Source organism: Leptospira haakeii (genome assembly GCF_002812045.1).
Classification (GTDB): Bacteria; Spirochaetota; Leptospiria; order Leptospirales; family Leptospiraceae; genus Leptospira_B; species Leptospira_B haakeii.
In genome coordinates this window covers 176819-197395 of the sequence record NZ_NPEG01000004.1, presented here as the reverse complement: position 1 = coordinate 197395, position 20577 = coordinate 176819, and the positions used below count along the sequence as shown (strand labels likewise).

Genomic DNA, 20577 nt, shown 5'->3' with positions numbered 1-20577 from the left:
ATTTAGGCTACTAAATCATAGAGTTTTAATAAAGCATCTGGTTCTGGATCTCTTCCTAGAAAACGTTTGAATAGTACCATCGCGTTTTCGGAACCTCCTTTTTCCAAAACCTCAGTTCTGTATTTCAAAGCAAGATCCGTATCAAAAATTCCTTTGGATCTAAATGCAAAAAACGCGTCCGCCGCTAAAAGTTCCGCCCATTTATAACTATAATAACCTGCCGCGTATCCTCCGGAGAAAATATGGCCGAAACCATTCTGGAACTTGTTATATCCAGGCGGGAAAAGAACACTTACTTCTTTCCGAACAGTATCCAGAATATTCTGTACTTCCTCCTCCGAATATTTCTGGAGATGGATCCTTATATCGAAAATTCCGAATTCTAATTGTCGGACCACTCCCATCGCAGCCAAAAAGTTTTTAGTATCTTTCAATTTTTGGGCCAATTCTTTCGGGATAGGTTTTCCTGTTTCATAATGGAATGCGAAGAAGTCCAAAACCTCAGGCTCATAGGCAAAATTTTCCAAAAACTGAGAAGGAAATTCCACTGCGTCCCATTCTACTCCATTGATACCGCTCACAGGAGGCTCTTCTATTTTTGCACAAAGGTGATGGAGTGCATGCCCCATCTCATGGAAAAATGTTACCACATCCGAATGGTTTAAAAGAGAAGGAGCCGAATCCTTAGAAGGAGGAAAATTACAAACCACGAATGCAGAAGGAAGGATCGTCTTACCTGAAAGCCTATTTCTAGTTTCCCAATGATTCATCCAGGCTCCGCCCTGTTTGTCCTTTCTCGCTTCCAAGTCCAAGTAGAGTCTTGCGATAATTTCGGAGCCGTTTTTTACATGATAAACTTCCGTTTTAGGATCCCAGATGGGAGCGTTCGTCTTCTCGAATTGGACTCCTAAAAGTTTTTCCAAAAAGGAGAAGGTTCCTTTTACCACAGTATTCTTTTCGAAATAAGGACGGGTCTGTTCTTCATCAAAATCATAGTCCTTCTTCTTTAATTTTTCAGAAACATAAGCACTGTCGAATGCTTTGAAGTCCGGAATTCCAAGTGTTTCCGCGAATTTCTTTAGTTTTGAGATTTCCTTCTCCGCAACTGGCTTTGCTAGTTTTCCAATTTTTTGTAAGAAGTCCAATACTTGCTCAGGAGAATCCGCAACCTTAGTTGCCAAAGAAGATTCCGCATAATTTTTATATCCGAGTAATTTTGCAGATTCATCACGGAGAGCCAGGATCTCTTCTAAAATTTTACCGTTTCCTGGTGCACGAGTTACATACGCTTTATATAATTCTTCTCTTTTAGAACGATTACTTCCATAAGTCATATAACAATTATAACTTGGGAATTGGAGAGTAAAAGTATAAGTCCCATCCTCGTTCCTGTACAATGCTTTGTCCGATTCCGGGATCTCTTTCACATCTTCTTCCGATTCGATTTTCATTTCGAAAGAATTTGTAGAATCTAAAAGATTTTGGGAGAATTGGTTGGAAAGATCGGACAACCTAAGTTGGATCTCTTGTAGACGATTTTTTTTATCTTCCGGAAGCCCTACTCCACCTAGTTTAAATTGTAAGATCGCATCTTCTAAGACCTTGTTCTTAGGTCTGTCTAAATTAGATTTTTCTTTCTCATAAATCTGAGAGTATAATTTGAATAATTCTTCGTTCTGCCCTAGTTCAGTATAAAATTCTGTAATCTCAGGAAGGATCTCAGTATAATGTTCTTGGGTTTCTTCGCTGTTCTTAACACTATTTAGGTGGGACAGTACAGTAAACTCTTCCTGTAATTCCTCCATAGAATCGTTCAGAGGTCGTATTACGGACTCGTAATTTACATCCTTTTTCTGCAAAACTTCTTCCAAAACCTTTTTAGTGGTTTGGATCTTTTCTCTCACCTTCTCTTTTTGGACAGAAAGTGCAATTTGGGGAAATTCTCTGAATAGAACTGTTGAACTCATCGATTCCAGACTTTCCCTTCCCGAATGGAAAAGCACCTATTTTCCATCTTGACAAGATTGAAAAACTGATTTGAATTCCCCCATTCCGGCCCTCTCATGAAATCATATCTTCTCATCCCGCTATTCCTTCTTTATTTGGGCTGCACGAGCCCCCCGTTACCTGTATTCCCAACCACAGAAGGTATCTGCCCTAAGTCGGATCTATTCGTTTTGTCCCAACCTGAGATAGATGTGCAGACTGGAAATGATCTAGTAGGGATCTATTGTAAGGCGAATATTACACCGATCGGATTTGAATGGGAGATCAGTCTGGTGTTTAGAGACGAGATACATCCAAGCACCTGGAAGGATTTTTTCTATAGGATCTACAGAAGGATCCGTTACGGCAGGGCCTACGACATCGAATCATTTTTAGTCCGACTAGAACCTGATGGTAAAACTTTCCAATTGGATCTGAAGAATGTTTACTCGGGGGATCAAATCTTTCAAGAAGACCCTGTCGTTCATAAGGATAGAATACTCTCTTCTTCTCTTTTGGAAAATCGGAACTCACTGCCTATTCTTTATGTAAACACCTGGAATCATATGTTTGGGGAGAAGGATAATAATCCGGAGCTTTCCAAACAAGAGATCCAAATTTCCGAGTTTCGTTTCGGATCCAGAACCCAACTGGACGGGTATTTCGGGACTTATTGATAGGAAAAAGCCTTTTCCGACCGGAGGATCTCAAAATCCTGGAAGAAACTAAAAACGAAGCAGGAGTTCACAATATGGCTAAAATCCCTACTTCCCCCTTCGCGGAACTAGGTCCCAAAACTCCGGTGGAAACCGGAACCGTAAAACGGGGTATTTACGGTAGATATCTGGAAGAATTTACAGAAGGTGCAATTTTCGAACATCCAAGAGAACTGACAATCGATCGTTCTTTTGCACAAGAGTTTGCTACCACTTTTATGGAAGCAAATCCACTTTATCTTTCTGCTCCTTATGCACAAGCTCACGGATTCAAGGATCTATTAGTTTCTCCTTTGATGGTGTTCAACGTGGCACTTTCTTTAGGAGTTCAAAACGATTCAGAAAAAGCGCTCGCGAACCTTGGATACTATGATGTTCAATTCCTGAAACCTGTATATCCTGGAGATACTCTTTCTGCTAAAACCAAAATTATCAAAATTGATGATAAGGGAGCTGATAAGCCGGGGATCGTTCATGTAAGAACAATCTGTTTAAATCAAAACAGAGAACTAGTTCTTCAGTATGAAAGAAAGATCATGATTTATCATTCCAACGGAAAACCTAAAGGAACTCCGAAACCAGTGATCAAAGAAGCTTTCTTCCCTGAGACTGATAGCCCTGTGATCGAACTTCCTGAGTTAAAATTCCCGAAAGGTTTCGAGACCGCTACTTGGACGGATACTTATTTCGAAAATTTCGCGGCAGGTCAGATCTATATCCACCAAAATGGAAGAACTATCACCGACGAACATTTCCCTTGGACTTACAGAGTTGGAAATACCCACCCGCTTCATTACGACAAACTTTACTCTTCCGGAATTTCCGGACCAATGGGCGGAGAGCCTGTCGTTTACGGAGGATTAGTGTTCGCATGGTTATGTGGACTTTCTTCCAGAGACGTGACTGAGAATGTTATCTGGGATCTTGGATTCACAGAAGGATATCATACTCAACCTTCTTTTAGCGGAGACACTGTGACTGCGATCACTAGAGTTCTTTCCGTAAAAGATAGAGGAACGGAGTTCGGAATTCCTGCGGGAGAAGTCCATCTTCAATTCATCGGTCTGAAAAACATCAAGGCAAACGATGCCTTTGAAAAATTCGGAGCGGATCTATTCTTGAAAGAGAACGATAAGAAAAAACACGGTAAGGAAAAACTTCCTGAGAAAATTTTCGAAATCGAAAGAAAGATCTTAATTAAGAAAAAATAAGACTTCTTTTTTAAGAATCTTAAAATGAAAGCTCGGGGTTTCCCCGGGCTTTTTTATTTCGCACAGAGGCACGAAGTTCACAAAGTTTTTTTATGCTAAAGCCATAACTTCACGGTCTTCACGCCTTTGCCTGCTAACCGCTCCGTGTTCTTTGTGTGCTTCGTGTGAAAACCGTAGCTAAAAATTAACCTTCTAGGGTTGCGCTCATGGAACCTTTAGATGCTGGTAGAAGTGGATCCGGTCCATAATTTAAAATTAGATCCTGGATATGTTCTGCGTGTTCTAATTCGCCTGCAAACACTACTGTCTTTTTCTGAGCGTCTACTTCTACAGCGTGACTAAAGGCTTGCTCCGGAGTCATCTTACAAACATCCATAAGCATCATGATTACATATTCGTAGGTATGTTCGTTATCATCCCATAAAACCACTCTCCAGGGTCCGCCGATTTGCACCGGATCTTCTGTGGTGGTTTCTTCTATTGAGGGGGAGTTAGGCATGGCACGAAAAACTTATACCCGGCAAAACACCGGGTTGTTTGTTATTTGGATTGGACTGCTTTTTTCGCCAGTTCCACTATGTTTTTAGATCTGAGCCCAAAATAATCCAGAAGTCCAGACCAAGTACCGGATTTACCGAAACTGTCTTTCATTCCTAATTTCAGAACTCGAACCGGATGCTCTTCGGATAAGAATTCGCTTACTGCAGAACCTAATCCGCCGATCACATTATGCTCTTCGCAAGTTACAACTGCACCGCAAAGTTTAGCATATTTCAATATAGCTTCTTTATCGATAGGTTTGATTGTAGCCATGTTCAAAAGAGTTGCCTGGATACCTTCAGCTTCCAGTTCTTTTACTGCGATCATTGCCTCGTTCACCAGAACTCCGTTTGCGATGATAAGAACATCTTTACCTTCTCTCATCACTTCCGCTTTTCCGATCTCGAATTTATAATTTTCTCTTTCGATCAAAGGAAGATTAGGACGGCCTACTCTTACATAAACCGGTCCTTTATAATCTGCAATTGCATGGATGATCTGTTTAGTTTCGTTATAATCGGAAGGACAGATCACTACCATTTCAGGAATGGCTCTCATAGTGGCAAAATCTTCGATACATTGGTGAGAAGCTCCGTCCTCACCCACAGTAATTCCACCGTGGGAAGCTACCAACTTTACGTTTAAGAAAGGATAAACTATACTATTACGTACTACTTCCCAGGCTCTTCCGGATAAGAACATCGCGAAAGAAGAAGCAAATGGAATGTAACCAGCAAGAGCAAGCCCGGCTGCATGTCCCACTAAATTCTGTTCAGCAACTCCTACGTTAAAAAAACGATCCGGAAATGCTTTTGCGAATTTATTGGTTTTAGTAGAACCGGAAAGATCCGCGTCTAGTACTACGATATCGGAACGCCCTGCACCTAACTCGTGCAATGCGTCTCCATAACCGTCTCTGGTTGCTTTTTGATCTGCGCTAGATGCGGATACTGCTCCCATTAACCTTTCAATGCTCCTGCTTTATCAGTTCTTTCCCAGGTGAATGTTTCCCCACTTCTTCCGAAATGTCCGTAAGCAGCGGTTTCCCTGTATTTTCTTCCTTTCTCCAATAATTGTAAGGACTCGGTGATCCCTCTTGGAGTCAGTTTGAAGTTTGCTTTAATTCTTTTTACGATTTCTTCTTCGGAAAGTTTACCTGTCCCAAAAGTGTCAACATGGACCGAAACAGGCTCAGCAACACCGATCGCATATGCCAACTGCACCTCACACTGAGAAGCAAGTCCTGCTGCTACGATATTTTTCGCGATATATCTTCCCATATAAGCCGCCGAACGGTCTACTTTGGATGGATCTTTTCCAGAGAATGCTCCACCACCATGTCTTCCATAACCGCCGTAAGTATCCACGATGATCTTACGTCCTGTCAGACCGGTATCTCCGTGTGGTCCACCAATGATGAACTGTCCAGTTGGGTTGATAAAATACTTAGTATCTTTCAAGAAGTTAGCTGGTATAACCTTCTTAATACATTCTTCAATTACGGATTCTTCGATCTGCTTATGAGAAACTTCAGGAGCGTGTTGGGTAGAGATAACTACTGTATCAATCCGAGAAGGTTTTCCGTTTTTGTATTCTACAGTAACCTGGGATTTTGCATCCGGACGTAACCATTTCAATTTACCGTTATGACGTAATCCGGACAAATGTCTAACTAACTCGTGAGAGTAATAGATTGGCATAGGCATTAGTTCAGGAGTTTCGTCGATAGCGAATCCGAACATCAAACCTTGGTCACCAGCTCCTTGCTCTTTAAAAAGACCTTCTCCCTCGGTAACACCTTGAGAAATGTCAGGACTTTGAGCATGGATATGAGAAGAAACTACAGCGAACTCTGCGTCAAAACCTAGGGAAACATCGTTGTATCCGATATCCTTGATCACATTTCTTGCGATCTCAACCGCGTCGATTTTTCCCTTGCTAGTTACTTCTCCCGCAACCACAACGAGGTTGGTAGTCACTAAAGTTTCGCAAGCTACCCTGGATTTAGGATCCTGAGCTAAATAAGCGTCTAGAATTGCGTCGGAAATTTGGTCACAAACCTTGTCCGGGTGTCCTTCCGATACGGATTCCGAGGTAAAGATGAAGTCTTGAAGGGACATTCGATTGTAATTCCTGTTAAAATTAATTCGAAGGGGAGAATCTTCCCCGCCTAAAACTATAAACCTATGCAAGTCGTCACTGTCAAGTGAATCCGACCCAACCTTTTCCAATCCCAGAAGGGTTCTTTAGGAAATTTAGTCAAAACTTCCGAAATTGGTTTGTAGGATTTATACGGTGAAAAAAGCATTTCTTAGATGAAAATTCGGGTCTCCGATATTAAGGTAAAGAACCGCATTCGTAAAGATTTAGGCGACTTACATGGTCTCAAATCTTCCATACAAAACTTAGGGCTTTTGCATCCGATCATTATCGACCTGGACAATAAATTAGTCTCTGGCGAAAGACGCCTGGAATGTGTGAAACTTCTGGGCTGGGAATATGTTGATGTTCGAATCGTAGATGTACGAAGTAAAAAAGAAAGAGTTTTGATCGAAGCCGAAGAAAACAATGTACGGCTACCATTTACCCCAGAAGAACAAGAAAGGGCTCAAAAGCTATTAAGAAGGTATTCCCATACCGGGATCCTTGGTAGATTGTTTGCCTGGTTATTGGATCTTTGGGAATGGTTTTGGTCCTGGCTTTTCAAAAACTAAACTAAACCACCTATCCATCATCCCCTCGTTCAAAACGTTTCTGTTAAGAGACCTGGAAATTTTTTTACTTATCAAATGGAACTTGTTATATGATCCGGTTGAGATGTAAAATTACTGCTTTGTAAAAATTTTGCACCGCAAAAGAAGAGTAGGAAACAAAAATTTATTAATTAGATTTACAAAAAGGAATCTCTTCTCTATCTTGAGCAATCCATACCAAGGAGATCTCTCGAATGAAAAAATCTTCGATCCTTATAATCTCCACCGCTATAATGGTCAGCTTTGCTGCATGTATCGGTGGACTTCCCGGCCTACAAAGTAATTTCTCGGTCGGTGAGCAAGACATTCCAGGAGTAGGAGTTAAGAAGCTTTTTGCACCTTATTCTGAAACTGTGAACTATTGGGGATACATCAAACCAGGACAAGCCGCTGACGCAGTAGTAAACGGAAAGAAATCATATTTCCTTTATATTTGGGTTCCAGCAGCAATCGTTGAATTAGGTGTTCGTCTAATTTCCCCTACCGGAGAAATTGGTGAGCCATCTAGCAGCGACTTCCAAAGTGAGGCTTTCAAAGCTGCAACTCCAGAAGAAAAAAGCATGCCGAACTGGTTCGATACTTGGATCCGCGTAGAGCGCTTAGCAGCTATTATGCCGAACCAAATCGAAGGAGCAGCTAAAGGAAAAGCTCTTCAAAATCTTGGCGACAATGATGATGGAGACGATACTTACAATGAAGAGCGTCACAACAAGTACAACTCTTTACTTCGTATCCAAATTCCTAATATTCCAAAAAGCTTAGATGAACTTAAAAACATCGACACTAAAAAACTTTTAGTTCGCGGTTTATACAGAGTTACTTTCACTACTTACAAAGTAGGCGAAGTTAAAGGTTCTTTCGTAGCAACTGTTGGAGTTCTTGGCCCTCCAGGTGTTCCAGGTCTTTCTCCTATTCTTCACGCAAACCCAGCTGAATTGCAAAAATTAGCTGTTGATGCAGAAGAAAAATTGAAAGCTGCAATCGCAGGAGACAAGAAGTAATCCTTCTTATCCAGCTTTGCTGAAAAGCCGAAAGCCGTCGGGTTAAACCGGCGGCTTTTTTTATACCTCCTAGTTATATTTATTTCGCACGGAGGCACGGGGTTCACCAAAGTTTCAAAATTCTAATTCCTTACAGATCGTATATTCAATTCTTCGCATAAAATTCTTCGTGATCTCTGTGTTCTTTGTGCGAACCCTTCCTCTCTTTGCCTCCCAAAACAAATATTGTTAGTTCTCTCAAAAAAACAAAGCTTCTCAATTTTTCCCTTTTCATTTCATATCCGTAAAATAAGGCTTCCTTAAGAAACGTAATTACACTGAACAAAAGTTCATTTTATTCGGAGAATATCCATGCTCGAAAATAATTATTTCTTAGAGAATGAAGACTTAAAACAATATTTCGAATCCTTAATAGACTGGGAAGAAGTAGTAGAAGCTTTCGAACAAGGTTTTTCAGACAAAAAAGAATATGAAAAAAACGGAAAAGAAGAGTTTTCATTAGCTCCGGGAAGTAAAGAAGAAGCCATCGAATTTTATAGATCGGTATTAGAATCTGCAGGAGAGATCGCAGGAAAAGAAGTGGCCCCCTTTGCCCAAAAAATGGATGCAGAAGGTTTAATATACGAAAAAGGTAAAGTTACATTTCCAAAGGAAATGATAAACGCAGTCAATCAGGTTAAAGAAGCTGGAATTCTCCCCTATTCTATCGGACGGAAACATGGTGGATTGGGACTACCTTGTACAGTACAAGCTATGCTGATGGAAATATTTTCCAGAGCCGATGGCTCACTTGCGATCGCTTTAGGATGTATGAACCTTGCGGAAACGATAGAAAGATTCGGCTCGGAGGAAATGGTAGAAACTTACGTACCTAAAATGGCAGCCGGAGAACTATGTGGTGCAATGGCACTCACAGAACCGAATTACGGATCAGATCTTCCTAATTTACAAACAAAAGCGATCAAGGGAGAAGACGGTGTCTGGAGAATTACTGGTGCCAAAAGGTTTATTACTCATGGCTGCGGGTTCGATGATAAACCTTCTATCATTCTTACATTAGCTAGAACGGGAAGTCCCACCAGTGGGGCAAGAGGACTTTCCTTCTTTATAGTAAAAAGTGAAGATGTTGAGATCGCAGGAATAGAGAAAAAAATGGGACTACATTGTTCTCCCACATGCGAGGTAGTGTACGAGAATACTCCCGGCATCTTAATCGGAGAAGAAGGTTACGGACTTGTAAAATATTCCATGGCAATGATGAACGGAGCAAGACTTTCCATCGCAGGACAGGCAATGGGAATCGGAGCCGCAGCCTATTACGAAGCTAAAAAATACGCGGATGAAAGAGAACAATTCGGTAAGAAGATCAAAAACATCCCAGCTGTGAAGAAGATGTTGGATCTAATGGACAGAGAAATCATAGCGATGCGCTCCATTTTGCAAGAAGCTTCCAGATCTATAGATCTATATCACTGGAAATCCGAAAAAATGAAAGAATCCGGCATCGATGAGAGGGAGATCAAAAAGGACGAAAGTATAAAAAAATGGGAAAAACTCGCCAATTTATTCACTCCATTATCCAAATATTATATTACAGAACAGGCAAATAAGATCGCATTCGACGCACTCCAAATTCATGGAGGAGCTGGATATACTTATGATTACGATATTTCCAGGATCTATAGAGATGTGAGAATCACTAATATTTACGAAGGAACCACACAATTGCAGGTTGTGGCAGCCATCGGAGGAATTGTCACGGGTTTGGGAACAAAAGGTATTTTAAGACAATATCTGGACGAAGAAATGAGTAATATCTCCCCCTCTAGAGAACTAATAGAAAATCGCAAAAAATTAGAAGAATCCCATCTAATTTATACATCTTTAGAAAATGGAATATCCAAGGACGAGGTTGCTTTCGAACTAGTAGAATCCGCAACCAGAGTTATCATAGGAGTGATCTTAGAAAGAAGTTTAAATAAGCTACAAGGCGACGCTAAGGAAGTAAGAGCAAACTTAGTCTGTGCTTATAACTTAGATAGCCTTGCTTTATTAGAATATAATAAAATACGTATAGAGAATAAAAATAGCCCTGCCTTAGTTTAGAGCCCTTTTACGTTTCCAGTTTTCGATATGCTGATAAATACGAAGCGGATAGATCAAAAATCTATCCAAGAACATCATTAGAGTAAATATTTTAGAAGGAAGAACCTTCTTCTTATTCCATTGAATTCCGGAAATAACCGCACTTGCAACTTGTTTCGGAGTCTGAGAAGGAAAAGGCACCGGCACCTTTTTGCCGGCAGAGTCGAAAAAATTCGTTCGAGTGGCGATCGGATAAACGACCATCAGCCTATGCGGTTTCTTCAATTCGAACTGAAACGCTTCTGCAAAAGAATGTACTGCCGCTTTGGTTGCCGAATATAATGCATAACCTGGGATCGAAAGAAAACTCATAGCAGAAGCAGTGATGATATAATAAACAGGATTGGAATATTCCGCCTGGACCTTTTGTAATCCATAGATAGTGGAAAAAACATTTGTTTGAAAAATTTTCTCCATACGTTTCCAATCCGGTTTTTTAATCTCCTCATAGTATGCAAAACCTGCGTTTGCATAAAAGATATCAATACCGCCCAAAACCTTTTCAGCTTCCTTAAAAATTTTATCTACATTCTCGGAAGAGGAAACATCACATTTGAATTTTTTTACTCGATCATCGGAAATATCCAGACGAGACGGATCCAAATCCACAGCAAGGACCTTTACTCCATCGAATTCCAAAAACTTGATCAAAGTTTCTTTTCCGATCCCGGAGGCAGCTCCCGTAATTACTATACGTTTTCCTCGAATATCCATCTTTCATCCCCTACGTGAATCGAAGGTGAAACTAATTTGCCTATCGTATTTGAAAAGCAAAATATCCGATCAAGATCAATGAATGTAAACAATTGTTCACAAAAACAAAATCCAATCGATTCTTATCGACGTAATACTTTTTATGATATCCACATCTTTCTATAAATTATTCTGCTTCAGATAAAGAGTTGTAGGAAAAAATTTCTTTCCATACAAAATATGTTCAGAAGAATCGTTTCGTCTTATTCTTTTGTATTCCATAAAGATCCGGAACATTCCAGGATAATCGAGATGACTCAGAGATATTTTTATCGCCTTTTCGAGGCGATTCACAAAAAGATTTCCTATACCTTTTCCATCGTAGCATTCTCTTTAGCGGGTGGTTGGTTTGGAGCGGTTTATGCTTTTTTCTTCGGATCTGCGACCATTCCGATGTTTTCCCTTCAAACCCATTATATAATCGTCCTTTGTTTTGTTTTCGCGACCTTGCTTGTAACTATATTACATGGTGTACAATATGGATTGCTTGCTCCAATAGGTATTTCGGGAATCGAACCACATATCAGAAGGATCAACAAAACACTAAATCCTACTCATTCTATACGTAGGAACTCCTCAGAAGAATTGGATGTGATTTTATCCGATCTGATCCATTTGCCTATGCATAATATGATATCTGCATTCTGCTACGGGAGTTTTGTCCTTCTCACTAGCGTTATTCCCTACTTGTTATTTGATTATAATTTGAAAGAACTTTTATATATATTCTTAGGATGGCTTGCTGCTGTTTTTGTATATTGTGGTTTTAGTTATATAATCACAGACTATATAACCGGACCTAAACGGGTCATGTTGAAGAAGGTTCTGCTAAGTAGATCTTATTCTTCTAATTTCCCTCCCGGATTCTTAGGTCTTAAAGGAAAATTCGGGTTCTTACTTTCTTTAGTATTATTATCTCTAACAATATTAGCGGTTTATGTAGGCCTCAGACCTGATTCATATTTAGAGATCGCATTCTTTATCGGATTAACTTTTTTTGCAGCAACCACACTAATTATTTTGTATTTCCAATCTATTTCCACTACCTTAGAGCAAATTGGAAAATCAGCGAATGATCTTGCAGCTGGAGGCCCCGGAAAACTTCCTTTGGTCTCGATTGATCGAGAATTTTTAGGTTTTGCAAAAGATTTTGCGAAGGCCACAGGCGAGATCGGTAGGATCAGAGAGCATCTCCAGTCATTAGTGGAAGAAAAAACTTCTGAACTCAGAGAAACATTGCGTACTGTTGAAGAACTTAAACAACAACAGGACGGAGATTATTTTCTTACTTCACTTTTAATCAAACCTTTAGGCATAAATCGAACCAGCGGAAGAAAGGCAAAGGTTGATTTTCTAATTAAACAAAAGAAGAATTTCGTATTTAAAGGAAAAGAAAGCGAGATAGGCGGAGACATTTGTATCGCGCAAGAAATCCTTTTAAGAGGAAAGGAATACACTGTATTCTTGAACGCGGATGCAATGGGGAAATCTCTACAAGGAGCAGGAGGCGTTCTCGTTTTAGGAGCGGCATTCCACTCTATTTTACAAAGAACTTTAACAAATGAAAACACCTATTCCCTGTACGCTGAAAAATGGATCAAAAACGCATTTACAGAATTGCATAAATTATTCCAGGGATTCGACGGGAGCATGTTAGTCTCCATGGTCTTGGGAGTTTTAGACGAAGAAGCAGGTATATTATACTATATTAATGCAGAACATCCTTGGTCCGTTCTATACAGAGATGGAAAAGCTTCCTTTTTAGAGGAAAGTTTGCAATATAGAAAATTAGGTACTCCAGGAATGGAAGGAAGTTTAAGTGTAAAAATATTCAGACTCCAACCTGCTGATATTTTAGTGATCGGTTCCGACGGAAGAGATGATTTGGAAATCATTTCCGACTCCGGAGATAAAACCATGAATAAGGATGAATCCTTATTCTTGCGGGTTGTAGAATCTTCCGAAGGGAATTTACAAACGATAGCTTCCAACTTAGAGAACCAAGGACGTATTACAGACGATCTTTCTCTTTTGCGAATAGAATATGATCCAGGCAAATCCTTGAATAAAACAAAGGCAGGAAAGGGAGTCCATAATCTGAGCAAGAAAGCGAGAGAGTTTTTAAGAAACAAAAATATCCCGGAAGCAATTCTTACTATCGAAGAAGCCTTAAACCTTTCTCCAGAAAACCAAATATTAAAGAGAGATTTGATCAGGCTCCATTATAAAAATGGAAATTACCAGGAGGCTTGTTCTCTTATGGATTCCTATGTGGAGGAAAATCCGGGGGATACGGATATAATCTACTCCGCATCTTTCTGTTTCAAAAAGATCGGAAATTACAATCGCTCTTTAGAGCTTGCGGAAAGGATCCAACTTCGTAATCCGGGGATCCCTGCAAATCTAGCTCATATAGCTGACTTAAATCTAAAATTAGGAAGGCACGAAAAAGCAATTAACTTCGCCAAACTAAGTCTTGAATTAGATCCTCAAAATGAAAATGCTTCCGAGATCGTTAAAAAATTAAACGGGAAATCCTAATCGGAAACTATATTAAGTTTTCTATATTCGCTCTTGCGGAAGAAGATCCTAATGCTGCAATTTTATCCGATTCTATAATATGATTTCCTTTTTTACCGGACCAAGCTAGGTTCAACATGGATTTAGCAACGGTCTTTGCATGAATGGATCTATATTTTTTCAAGGGACCAAAAAGCAGAGGGTTTATCAGAAAAGCAAGCTTAGACCCGATCTTCTCCCCTAACCTGAATTCTTTTCTATCTCCTTCTAAAAGAGAAGGCCTGAAAATTCCGAAAGTTTCGAAACCAAGTGTGGAAATTTTCGCTTCTACTTCCCCTTTTACCTGATTATAAAATACGAAAGAATTTGGATCAGCTCCTAGCGCGGTTACTATAAAGAAAGATTTTACACCCTTCTCCTTTGCTGCTTTAGCAAAACTGGATGGGTATTCTAAATCCACTTTTTTAAAATTTTCCTTAGAACCTGCTTTGCCGATCGTAGTTCCCAAAGTGCAAAATGCATCCGTAACACCTTGAGGGAATTCTAAGGTCTTATCCCAATCAGTAAGTATTAATTCCAATTTGGAATGAGTCCATTCCAAAGGTTTTCGGACCAAAAGATAGACCTTATCCCAGGACGGATCTATCAATAATTCTTGTATAAGTTCCCCACCTACCAGTCCAGTCCCACCCGCAATGATCGCAATTCTATTGTTCATTCTTCCATCCTGTTCTAGCCCAGATCGGATCGATCTTGGTTTTGTATAAAAGTTCCACCGATTCGGTTTTTTATTTTAGAATTATAACATTCCTTTTGTTAATCGATTCAGTCGAAAACAATAAGAAACGATTGAAGCAAAAATGGAAAGGAGTATTTTAGGGAGCTATGCCTATCAAAGATTATCTACCTAAGTTTCTTTGTAATATACTGGAAATAACAGATCGAAGCAAAATGGACGATTCGGTCCGTAAGGTTTTAGAAAACGAAGAAATCATAGGCGCCTATGTATCCAACGCCTTCCGATATCTGCTTCTAATATTTTTCGCGGCTCAGTTGGCCTTAAACTGGAAAAGTGGAGACGCACTAGTTAACGGGATCGCATTTGCAATTTTCACTGCAGTTACGATTGGACACACATACGTAATCCGGACCTGCACTCATTGGGCGATTAAAGGTTTTTCTTATCTTGCATTAGTCTCGGATTTTTTCGTGATCAGTTCTTTATTATTATATTATACTCTTCACGAAAACTCATTTGATCTTGGATTTGCGATCAAAAATCCTATCATGAATTTTTTATTCTTCCCTCTTGCATTTTCATTGATCCAATTCAGATTAAGATATGTTGTCTTAAGTGTAATCTTATTTTATCTGGTTTATTTTGGGATCTTCTCCTATGCATTAATCTACGACAAAATGGTATTTGCGAAAGATTGGGGAGATTATGTGATGGGGCCGAATGTCCTAGTCACTGATGCGCTATTCGGAAGACCTATGGTCTATCTAATTTTGGCATTTTTCTTTTCTTTCGGGATCTTAAGAACCCTCATCATGATCAGAAGAATTGGAGAAGGAGAAGCCCAAAGATCCTTATTATCGCGCTACTTCTCCCCCGGAATGGTAGAAGAAATGATGACCAACCCCAACGTATTGGAGGGAAGAAGACAAACTGCTACAATATTATTTACCGATATCCGAAACTTCACGGCTCTTTCCGAGAATATGGATCCATTAGAACTGAGCAGATTCCTTTCCTCTATTAGAGAAACATTAACTGATTGTGTTTTTGAATTTGGTGGGACCTTGGATAAATATATTGGCGACGCAGTCATGGCCACATTCGGAACTCCTTATCCTTCCGCTGATCCTGCATCCGATGCGATCCGCGCGCTACAATGCGGACAGAAGATGTTGGAAAAATTAGGGGAATTCAATAAGGCCAGAGAATCAAAAGGGTTGGAGCCAGTACGGATCGGAATTGGTATCCATACGGGAGAAGTTTTCTCCGGAAATATTGAAACAAGTAGAAGAGCGGAATTCACAGTAATAGGAGACGCAGTCAACACTGCTTCCAGAATCGAATCCCTTACTAAAAACTTCGGAAAAGAATTATTGGTCTCGGAAGAAACCTGGAAACTTGCAGGTGCAAATTTCAGGGGAGAGACACTTCCACCAGTGCAAGTAAAAGGAAAAGAAAAACTGGTAACTGTGGTTGCAGTAGGGACCTAACAGTTCAGCTTGCGTTAGGTTCTATTTGAAAAATATCAACTACTCGGTGCATTCGGATTGTTTGTCCGCTTAACATAAGGCTCATCTTCTGTAGGTCCTCCAACAGAGATCCGATCCGGACTGCACCATCCTCTAACTCGCAAAAAAAGTCCCTCATCTTGTTCAATTCTGAATAACGTTTTTCCATATCTCCTGCGACTGATTCGCTCATATTGGCCACTCCCTGGATGGAAGTTTCCAGTTCATCCGATCTGGAAGAATAATCGCGCACAGAATCGAAGGCTCCTTTCATAGTTTTGGAAAGTTCCGGTATCTGTATTAAGATAGATTTAAATGAGTCGACTGTTTCGGATAAGGACTGTAAGGAACCGGTCACAGTCTCCCAAATCTCTTGTAGATATTTATTTGCCTGTTTTGCATTCGAAGCCGTTTTTTCGGAAAGAACCGATATCTGTTCCGCAACCACTGCAAATCCTTTATCTCCACCTCTTGCGGATTCGATAGAAGCGTTGATCGACAACATTCCAAGTTGTTCCGCAATTTTTTGAAGAATCACTACAAGCTCTTCCACTTTTTTGGCGGAACCGTTCAGGCCTTGCATACTTTTTACTGTCCTTTCCAAAGTTCTCTCACCGGTGAAAGCAATGGATTGTATGGACTCGCTTATCTTGCCTGAGGTCAAAATATCCGTCTGTAGTTCCCTCATTCCTTGGGACATTTCTTCGGACATTCTTCTCATTTCGGAAGACCTTCTTCTTTCTTCTCGAACTAAATCCAAAACCGCCTTTAAGGATGATTCCAATATGTCGGAAGTTTCCCGAACAAGTGCGGTTCTTTCCTTTTGTTTTTCGATCTCTTTGGTGATGGCCAGGGTGGAATTTTCTAAGAGCCCGGATTCGTTTTCTATCTTATCCGAATTTTCTTTTACCACTCCGATGATCTGGGTTAAACTCAAAAGTAAACGATTGAATAATTCAGCGACAGCTCCGGATTCCACTCCCGGATCCACATCTATTCTTTTTCTCAAGTCCTTGGAATCTGCGACGTATTTCATCGCGTTCATCAAGTCTAGCCAAACTGTTTTAGCACCGTGTTCAGATTCATTCAATCCTCTATCCTCTTCTTCCGAAGATACACGGATTGAAATAGTGAACTTCATTAAGAAGAATAAAATAAGTCCCATGCTGAAAGCCCAAATCGCACAAACTGCTACACCAGTAAGTTGAGCTTGCCATTGATTCCAACTGCGTAAGGACTCTTCTTGTGCAAATAAACTTACAGCCAAGGTCCCCCAAATTCCCCCAACTCCATGAACAGGGAATGCACTCACTACATCATCTAACTTTAGAAAATTCTCCATGATCCAAACTGCAACTTCTGCAAGTATACCTGCGATCAATCCGATAATTAAAGAAGAAGCTGGACTCACTGCATCACAACCTGCAGTAATTGCGACTAACCCAGCAAGGACTCCGTTGATTGCACCTCCTACATGAGGAACACCTTTTGTGATATAGTCGAATATGATGGCTGCACTACATCCCGCGCAAGCAGCAAGACTGGTATTTACTATAATTTTTGGAACAGCGTCAGTGAGAGCGAGTGTACTTCCGCCGTTGAAGCCAAACCAACCAAACCATAAGATGAAAGTTCCTAAAACGGAAAAAGGAAGATTATGACCATACAATTCCCTTGGTTTTCCATCCGAATCAAAACGATCTTTTCTGGGCCCGAGTACGATCACTCCTGCAAGAGATACCCAAGCACCAACTGAATGTACGACTGAACTTCCGGCAAAATCATGAAAGCCTGATTGGCTTAACCAACCTCCTCCCCAAGCCCAATGACCAAAAACAGGATAGATGAATAAGGAAACAAAAAGGGAACAGACTAAATATGCTTGGAACCGAATCCTCTCTGCAACTGCACCGGATACGATAGTCGCGGCTGTTCCCATAAAGGTAACTTGAAACAGGAAGAAGGCAAATTCTTTGCCAGTGGTAAGACCCTCTAAAAGAAATAGGTCCTTACCGATCCAGCCATTGAAGCTAGTCCCGTACATCAAACCATAACCGATCAAAAAGAAACAAATTGTTCCTACAACGTAATCGAGCAGGTTTTTAATTGCGACATTGATCGAATTTTTAGATCGAACTAATCCTGATTCTAAAAGCAAAAAGCCAGCTTGCATAAAAAAGACAAGAGCGGAGGCGAAAATCACCCATAGGGTGTCTACATTCTTTGCTAATTCTTTGGCGGCGGGAAGAACGGGATCCAATCAGAGAACCTCTCTTCGTTCTAAGAATGAGCCTATGTATTGATTAATTATAGATTGAGAAAGAAAAAAACGTAAGCCGACAATAATTTATAACGTTACTTAATAAGCGAATTAAACCTACACCGCTTCAGTAACAAACGAGTATCCCTCAAATGGGGTAATCGTAACGAAATCGCAGGTAACGTGAAAATTACTACGCTGCGATTCCGAAATATAGATAACTTACTTCACTCCTGCCTTTTGCAGTTCTTTACCGAGTTGTCCGGTAATCGTGCAAAAATACATTCTCCAGTCGCTTACGAAAGATTTGAACGGATAAATAAACGTAGCGGGGCGGTTTTTTTCTAAGAAGAAATGCCCTATCCACGCGAAAAAGTATCCGCTAAACAATGCTCCCAGTAAGTACCAAGCATTCATATAGAAGATTGCGGAAACGATAAACACTAGAGCGCATGTGGTTCCGATAAAATGGAATACACGGTTCATTTTGTTTGAATGTTCTCTCAAGTAGAATGGCCAGAATTCCTGCAGGGTTTCGTATTTTTTATTTTCAGTCATCTTTCTCCCTCCGGAACTACATAATACGGCAAGGAAAAAGAATCCGCAACAACTTCTCTTCCCTTTATAATAACGGCTGTTATTTAAAGAGTTGGAGTTCCGAAAAACCTTCGAGGGATTTGATATATTCCAAATACGGTTTCATTTTGAATTTTTTAGAAGTGGAATCCGAGGACATATAGCGAATATTTCCGAGCACTGCTCTTTCCGGGGACCAAGGTCGGTCAAACGCACCAAAACACCATAGGATTCCCGTATAAGAATTCGGATCCCTTCCATCATACGCATATTTATGATTCAAATCTTCTAATATACGAAATGCTTCTTCGGGTGAAGAAGACCATTCTATCACTTTTTTACCCCAAAGCATTCTGAGATAATTTTGGATGGTTCCCGTAAGAACTAATTCTTTCTGAGCTGCATTCCAGATAGGGTCATGAGTCATAGCATTTTCGAATTGTTCTTTAGTATATGTATATTCTCTCCTATCTCCTCTATGCGCTTCTAAAGAAAGTTTTGCCCAATTCGGAAGAATGGCAAGATCCTTTCTAAAACTTGGTTCCTTATAGAATAAAAGATAACCGAGTTCTCTCCAAGTTAAAAGTTCGTCTAAAAATGAATTTATATTTGAGTTTGGATGAAAGAAACCTTCATTCTTTCCTCTATAAGAATGATTTAATGTATCTGGACTCCAATCTATCTTTGGATCAGATTCTAAAACCGCAGTGACGATTTCATCTATTGAGATCATTCCGAAATGTAAATAAGGAGAAAGAGAAGAAGCCTTCATTCTATCGGGAGGTCTCGGTTCACTTCTTTCTTCCGAATAAAATGGAAGTCCTTCTTTTAGGAATTTTTTAAGAAGTTTGAGCCCTTCTTTTCGCCCCCCAGTCTTACCTGGAACAGGAAGAACATTTGGAAACTGAGAATTCATTTTTTCCAGGTACGAAGAGATGTCTTCCTTCTCCCCTGAAAATAGGAATTTCGGCTTTTTTAAATGATCAGAACTTGGAATTCCTTTTGGATTCGGTTTTGGACTAGATCTATGAACATAAGATTCCACAAACCTATCATGAAGTTTAGGTCTCAATACCCTAGCGTATCCGAATGATTTTTCATAAGAAGCAAGTGGAGTGATAGAATTAGAATCCACGAGCAATAGTTTACAATTTAGGGTCTCTGAAAGTTTCTGAGCATGTAGTGGAAGAAAAAAACAAGGAAAATCATCCGTAATCACAATAGAAGATTTTTCTAAAATACTCGGGATGATCTCCGAAAGAGAATGCCTCTTTGTTTCTACAAAAGGCCAATATGTAAGACCGATACGGGTTGCGTCTTTTACAGTATCACAAATTCCTTCTAAAAGAAATTGTTGGAGCCTAGGAGAACTCCATTCGAAATCCATCATGACGGATTCAAAGATGACCAAAGGTTTCCCAAATTTTTTAGAAAGATGAATGGAATAATCCAAAGAATGATTCCAAGCCAACCTTCGATTCGCTCGAATCCAATAGAGAATATATTCTCCTTCTTCCAAGACGGGCTTCTTATTTCCTTCCCGGACTCTGATTAAATTTTTCTCTGAGAACAAATGATCTTATCCTATTCGATTTTTTTCGCACAAAGACACAAAGGACACGGAGAAATTTTGAAAGCTTGATCGAATCGTTTACATTCTATAAGCGAAATACTTCGTGATCTTTGTGTTCTCCGTGCGAACCCTTAATTCTCAATTCGCTCTTAGACTTCTTCCTTTAAAAAACGGGAAATGAAAAATTCGAGGGTTTAAGCGGATTTTAACGAATATTTTAGCACTCTATTGCCCAAAGTGCTTGACCGCCCACCCCTGTTTCGGATTTCCTGGAATTTATATTCAAGCACTCATTT

At 40.0% G+C, this 20577-nt stretch carries 16 protein-coding genes; 7 read left to right on the top strand and 9 right to left on the bottom strand.

The annotated features are described in order from the left end of the window. Positions 1 to 2: 2 nt before the first annotated feature. On the bottom strand, positions 3 to 1967 hold the full coding sequence (locus CH377_RS09795) for a M3 family metallopeptidase (RefSeq protein ID WP_207797594.1): 1965 nt from the start codon (positions 1965 to 1967) through the stop codon (positions 3 to 5). Positions 1968 to 2063: 96 nt separating this feature from the next. Between CH377_RS09795 and lsa23 the strand changes: the two genes are divergently transcribed. Then, positions 2064 to 2663, top strand: a complete 600-nt coding sequence (gene lsa23, locus CH377_RS09790) for a surface adhesion protein Lsa23 (RefSeq protein WP_100723615.1) — start codon at positions 2064 to 2066, stop codon at positions 2661 to 2663. A gap of 74 nt (positions 2664 to 2737) precedes the next feature. Continuing rightward, positions 2738 to 3913, top strand: coding sequence for a MaoC family dehydratase (locus CH377_RS09785; RefSeq protein ID WP_100723663.1), 1176 nt, complete (start codon positions 2738 to 2740; stop codon positions 3911 to 3913). A 184-nt stretch (positions 3914 to 4097) separates the two neighbouring features. Here CH377_RS09785 and CH377_RS09780 read toward each other — a convergent pair whose 3' ends face one another. Genes CH377_RS09780 through metK form a run of 3 tightly spaced genes read right to left on the bottom strand, consistent with a single transcriptional unit; the run spans position 4098 to position 6573 of the window. Continuing rightward, a complete protein-coding gene (locus tag CH377_RS09780) occupies positions 4098 to 4412 on the bottom strand; it encodes an ATP-dependent Clp protease adaptor ClpS (protein WP_100709550.1) in 315 nt (104 codons plus the stop codon). Between the two features lie 41 nt (positions 4413 to 4453). Next, positions 4454 to 5413 carry a transketolase family protein gene (locus CH377_RS09775; RefSeq protein WP_100723614.1) on the bottom strand — a complete coding sequence of 320 codons (960 nt, stop codon included), beginning with the start codon at positions 5411 to 5413 and terminating at the stop codon, positions 4454 to 4456. Then, a complete protein-coding gene (metK, locus tag CH377_RS09770; RefSeq protein WP_100723613.1) occupies positions 5413 to 6573 on the bottom strand; it encodes a methionine adenosyltransferase in 1161 nt (386 codons plus the stop codon). The genes CH377_RS09775 and metK overlap by 1 nt, the downstream gene beginning before the upstream one ends. Before the next feature lie 195 nt (positions 6574 to 6768). Between metK and CH377_RS09765 the strand changes: the two genes are divergently transcribed. The 3 genes from CH377_RS09765 to CH377_RS09755 all read left to right on the top strand — a co-directional run bounded on the left by CH377_RS09765 (position 6769) and on the right by CH377_RS09755 (position 10313). Continuing rightward, the gene (locus tag CH377_RS09765) at positions 6769 to 7167 is read left to right on the top strand and encodes a ParB N-terminal domain-containing protein (RefSeq protein WP_086446566.1); all 399 of its coding nucleotides are present in this window, start codon (positions 6769 to 6771) and stop codon (positions 7165 to 7167) included. Positions 7168 to 7400: 233 nt separating this feature from the next. Then, positions 7401 to 8207, top strand: a complete 807-nt coding sequence (gene lipL32 / locus CH377_RS09760) for a major surface lipoprotein LipL32 (RefSeq protein ID WP_100723612.1) — start codon at positions 7401 to 7403, stop codon at positions 8205 to 8207. 351 nt (positions 8208 to 8558) lie between these two features. After that, entirely contained in the window at positions 8559 to 10313 is a 1755-nt protein-coding gene (locus CH377_RS09755) for an acyl-CoA dehydrogenase family protein (RefSeq protein WP_100723611.1), read from the top strand. On the opposite strand, the gene CH377_RS09750 is transcribed toward CH377_RS09755, so the two are convergent. Then, entirely contained in the window at positions 10305 to 11066 is a 762-nt protein-coding gene (locus tag CH377_RS09750; protein WP_100723610.1) for an SDR family NAD(P)-dependent oxidoreductase, read from the bottom strand. The two genes, CH377_RS09755 and CH377_RS09750, sit on opposite strands and share 9 nt — an antisense overlap. A gap of 219 nt (positions 11067 to 11285) precedes the next feature. Between CH377_RS09750 and CH377_RS09745 the strand changes: the two genes are divergently transcribed. After that, positions 11286 to 13646, top strand: a complete 2361-nt coding sequence (locus CH377_RS09745; RefSeq protein ID WP_100723609.1) for a SpoIIE family protein phosphatase — start codon at positions 11286 to 11288, stop codon at positions 13644 to 13646. A gap of 7 nt (positions 13647 to 13653) precedes the next feature. Here CH377_RS09745 and CH377_RS09740 read toward each other — a convergent pair whose 3' ends face one another. Further along, a complete protein-coding gene (locus CH377_RS09740; protein ID WP_100723608.1) occupies positions 13654 to 14343 on the bottom strand; it encodes an oxidoreductase in 690 nt (229 codons plus the stop codon). Positions 14344 to 14510: 167 nt separating this feature from the next. Between CH377_RS09740 and CH377_RS09735 the strand changes: the two genes are divergently transcribed. Then, entirely contained in the window at positions 14511 to 15854 is a 1344-nt protein-coding gene (locus CH377_RS09735) for an adenylate/guanylate cyclase domain-containing protein (protein ID WP_243401984.1), read from the top strand. Positions 15855 to 15858: 4 nt separating this feature from the next. Here CH377_RS09735 and amt read toward each other — a convergent pair whose 3' ends face one another. The 3 genes from amt to CH377_RS09720 all read right to left on the bottom strand — a co-directional run bounded on the left by amt (position 15859) and on the right by CH377_RS09720 (position 20281). After that, positions 15859 to 18132, bottom strand: coding sequence for an ammonium transporter (gene amt / locus CH377_RS09730; protein ID WP_100723607.1), 2274 nt, complete (start codon positions 18130 to 18132; stop codon positions 15859 to 15861). Positions 18133 to 18354: 222 nt separating this feature from the next. Further along, positions 18355 to 18690 (bottom strand): Mpo1-like protein, encoded by a 336-nt coding sequence (locus CH377_RS09725; RefSeq protein ID WP_100723606.1) that lies wholly within the window; start codon positions 18688 to 18690, stop codon positions 18355 to 18357. Between the two features lie 79 nt (positions 18691 to 18769). Beyond that, positions 18770 to 20281: a cryptochrome/DNA photolyase family protein gene (locus CH377_RS09720; RefSeq protein WP_100723605.1), complete on the bottom strand. Its 1512-nt coding sequence runs from the start codon at positions 20279 to 20281 to the stop codon at positions 18770 to 18772. Positions 20282 to 20577 lie beyond the last annotated feature (296 nt).

Coding starts and splice junctions, on each gene's coding strand:
- CH377_RS09795 (WP_207797594.1), bottom strand. CDS start 1,967: ATGAGTTCAACAGTTCTATTCAGAGAATTTCCCCAAATTGCACTTTCT.
- lsa23 (WP_100723615.1), top strand. CDS start 2,064: ATGAAATCATATCTTCTCATCCCGCTATTCCTTCTTTATTTGGGCTGC.
- CH377_RS09785 (WP_100723663.1), top strand. CDS start 2,738: ATGGCTAAAATCCCTACTTCCCCCTTCGCGGAACTAGGTCCCAAAACT.
- CH377_RS09780 (WP_100709550.1), bottom strand. CDS start 4,412: ATGCCTAACTCCCCCTCAATAGAAGAAACCACCACAGAAGATCCGGTG.
- CH377_RS09775 (WP_100723614.1), bottom strand. CDS start 5,413: ATGGGAGCAGTATCCGCATCTAGCGCAGATCAAAAAGCAACCAGAGAC.
- metK (WP_100723613.1), bottom strand. CDS start 6,573: ATGTCCCTTCAAGACTTCATCTTTACCTCGGAATCCGTATCGGAAGGA.
- CH377_RS09765 (WP_086446566.1), top strand. CDS start 6,769: ATGAAAATTCGGGTCTCCGATATTAAGGTAAAGAACCGCATTCGTAAA.
- lipL32 (WP_100723612.1), top strand. CDS start 7,401: ATGAAAAAATCTTCGATCCTTATAATCTCCACCGCTATAATGGTCAGC.
- CH377_RS09755 (WP_100723611.1), top strand. CDS start 8,559: ATGCTCGAAAATAATTATTTCTTAGAGAATGAAGACTTAAAACAATAT.
- CH377_RS09750 (WP_100723610.1), bottom strand. CDS start 11,066: ATGGATATTCGAGGAAAACGTATAGTAATTACGGGAGCTGCCTCCGGG.
- CH377_RS09745 (WP_100723609.1), top strand. CDS start 11,286: ATGTTCAGAAGAATCGTTTCGTCTTATTCTTTTGTATTCCATAAAGAT.
- CH377_RS09740 (WP_100723608.1), bottom strand. CDS start 14,343: ATGAACAATAGAATTGCGATCATTGCGGGTGGGACTGGACTGGTAGGT.
- CH377_RS09735 (WP_243401984.1), top strand. CDS start 14,511: ATGCCTATCAAAGATTATCTACCTAAGTTTCTTTGTAATATACTGGAA.
- CH377_RS09725 (WP_100723606.1), bottom strand. CDS start 18,690: ATGACTGAAAATAAAAAATACGAAACCCTGCAGGAATTCTGGCCATTC.